Below are 2,963 nucleotides of genomic sequence, written 5' to 3'. Positions count from 1 at the left end.
CAGGTCACCTCGGTCGGCGACGGCACCGAGATCGGCCAGACCGCCCGCGCGGCCGCGGAGGAGAGCGGCGAGGAAACGCCGCTTCACCGCCAGCTCGAGAGGCTGAGCAAGGTCATCGGCGTCGTGGGTTTCGGCGTGGCCGCCCTGACCTTCGTCGCGCTCGTCGGGCGTGATTTCTTTCTCGGTGAACTCCCGCTGACTTGGCAGCAGTGGGTGTTCGCGCTGATCCTCGGCGTGAGCGTCATCACGGCGCTCGCACGGGTCTGGTTTCCGATTCTTGGCGACGCTTGCGTTCTCGCCGGCCGCCGGCTCGAAACGCCGGAACTGCTTCGCGGCACCGGCCTTGCGGCGTGGCTGAAAATCCTCGGGGCCGGCTTCGGTCTGTTTCTCGCCGGCCTCGTATCTGCGGCCGTGCTCGGCCTGATCCCGGAAAACCCCGCAGCCTGGCTCCCGAGAGCGGCTGTCGAGGAATTCCTGCATTTCTTCATGATCGCCGTGACGATCGTGGTCGTGGCCGTTCCCGAAGGGCTCGCGATGAGCGTTACCCTGAGCCTCGCCTACAGCATGCGCCGCATGACCGCCGCCAACAACCTCGTCAGGCGCATGCACGCCTGCGAAACGATCGGCGCCGCGACGGTCATCTGCAGCGACAAGACGGGCACCCTGACCCAGAACCGCATGACGGTGAGCGGCTTTTTCGCTCCCTGGCTCCCTGACGGGAAACCCGTTCGGCGCGGTTTCAAATCGAAGAAGGAGCGCCTGCTGGCCGAGGCCATCGCCGCCAACAGCACCGCGAATCTCGACCTGAGCCGCGGCGACAAGCCCGCGACGATCGGCAATCCCACCGAAGGGGCCCTCCTCGCCTGGCTCGCCGAGAACGACTGCGAGTATCTTCCCTTGCGCAATACCTTCGAACTGCGCGAGCAGTGGACGTTCTCGACCGAGCGAAAGTTCATGGCGACCTACGGCGTCTCGGGCCTCGACAAGAAGCCCGTTCTGTATGTGAAGGGAGCCCCGGAGATTTTGCTCGAGCGAAGCGATCGCGTGCTGACCGACCATGGCGTCGTGTCCATTACGCGATATCGCACGCCGATTCTCGAACGGCTCAGAGAGCAGCAGGCCCGCGGCATGCGCACCATCGCCATCGCCGTTCGCGACGAACTGCCGGAAACGCTCGAGAACAAGCTCATGAAGGTGGTCTCCGACCTCATCTGGCTCGGCTTCGTTTCGATCTCCGACCCGGTGCGACCCGAAGTGCCTGGCGCGCTGAACGCCTGCCGCGACGCGGGTGTCCAGGTGAAGATCATCACGGGCGACACCTCCGCCACGGCTCTCGAAATCGCCCGCCAGACCGGCCTCTTCGCCGGCGATCCTCCTCCCGGCGCCCACATGACCGGAGCCGAGTTCGCCGCGCTTGATCAGCAACGCGCCGCCGCCGCCGTCGAGCGGCTGCTGGTGCTGTCACGCGCCAAGCCCGCCGACAAGATGCGCGCGGTGAAACTCCTCCAGAAGAACGGCCACGTCGTTGCCGTGACGGGGGACGGGACCAACGACGCGCCCGCCCTCAATCACGCGAACGTCGGCCTCGCCATGGGAATGACCGGCACCGCCGTCGCGAAGGAAGCCAGCGACATCATCCTGCTCGATGACTCGTTCCCGAGCGTCGTGAACGGGATCATGTGGGGGCGCTCTCTCTACGACAATATCCAGCGTTTCGTCCTGTTCCAGTTGACGATCAACGTCGTCGCCCTCGGTATCGCCTTCTTCGGGCCGTTCATCGGCGTGAAACTTCCGCTGACGGTCATCCAGATGCTCTGGGTGAACTTGATCATGGATACCTTCGCGGCGCTCGCCCTCGCGACCGAGCCCCCGCATCGAAGCGTCATGAAGCGCCCCCCGAGACACGCCGACGACTTCATCGTCACCCCGGGAATGGCCCGCCGCATTTTCGGCGTCGGAGCCGCATTCCTCGTTCTGCTGCTCTCGCTGCTGGTTTTCCTTCAGAGCGACGGCGTCACTCCTCGGGAACTGACGGTGTTTTTCACGATCTTCATCATGCTCCAGTTCTGGAACCTGTTCAACGCAAGATGCCTCGGCTTGTCCCAATCGGCCTTCAAAGGCCTCTACAACAACCGCGGGTTCGTGGTTATCGCGATTGCGATATTCATCGGCCAGATTCTCATTGTCGAGTTTGGCGGCTCGGTCTTCCGCACCGTCCCGCTCTCGTTCGGCGACTGGGTGATGATCCTGATTGCCACCTCCCCCGTCCTGCTCGTCGGCGAACTCCTCCGTTGGCGCGACCGCACCCGCCCCGCCCGCACCACAGCCTAATATAATATGCCATATATATCGTAGGGGCGGATCGCGATCTGCCCGGGGTATCCGTGATGTATTGATTCCTGCATAACAAAAGCCACTGTTGCGTTCCCGTTCGTGCTGAGCCCGTCAAAGCACGAGAGACGTACCCCCTTCGACAGGTTCAGGGCAAACGGGGGGCATTCTCCAGGTCTCAATACAATAAAACAGGCCCGGGGCATGTTGCCCGGGCCTGTTTCAAACGTCACTCTTCAAACTTCTTCAAGCCGCGATGTGACTGATCTCCGCGGGGCGCATGTCGACGTGACCGCCGCTGACGTCGTACAGCTGGTTCCGGACCCATTCCTGAACCAGGTCGAGGCCGTTGGGAAGGTCGAGAAGCTTGATCTTGGGCCCGAGAATATCCTTGTACTGCTCCTTGATCTCCTGGATCATTCGGATACGGAACTCGGCATCGGTCTTCGAATGATAGAGAGGGGTGTCGGGAAGAACCACGTTCATTACCTCCTGCTGCAAGACGATTTCCTTGGTTTACACCAGATCTATCGGCTCCCCCCGCCCATTTCCGAAGCCCGCCCGAACACGCGATACCACTCGTCTTGTATGTTCAGTTGGGGGTGTTAACGTAGATGTTGAATTTGGGTGAA

2 protein-coding genes are annotated in these 2,963 nt (G+C 62.3%); one reads left to right on the top strand and one right to left on the bottom strand.

Translation table 11 applies throughout. The annotated features are described in order from the left end of the window. Positions 1-2,331, top strand: a 2,331-nt coding sequence (locus PLU72_20270; GenBank protein HOT30520.1) for a calcium-translocating P-type ATPase, PMCA-type, incomplete at its 5' end; no start/stop codon positions are given. 246 nt (positions 2,332-2,577) lie between these two features. Here the strand turns inward: PLU72_20270 and PLU72_20265 are convergent. Next, positions 2,578-2,832 (bottom strand): hypothetical protein, encoded by a 255-nt coding sequence (locus PLU72_20265; GenBank protein ID HOT30519.1) that lies wholly within the window; start codon positions 2,830-2,832, stop codon positions 2,578-2,580. Positions 2,833-2,963 lie beyond the last annotated feature (131 nt).

The organism is Candidatus Ozemobacteraceae bacterium, from assembly GCA_035373905.1.
GTDB lineage: Bacteria > Muiribacteriota > Ozemobacteria > Ozemobacterales > Ozemobacteraceae > MWAR01.
Note: the sequence above shows the minus strand (reverse complement) of the source record. Positions and strands in the feature narration are given on the sequence as shown.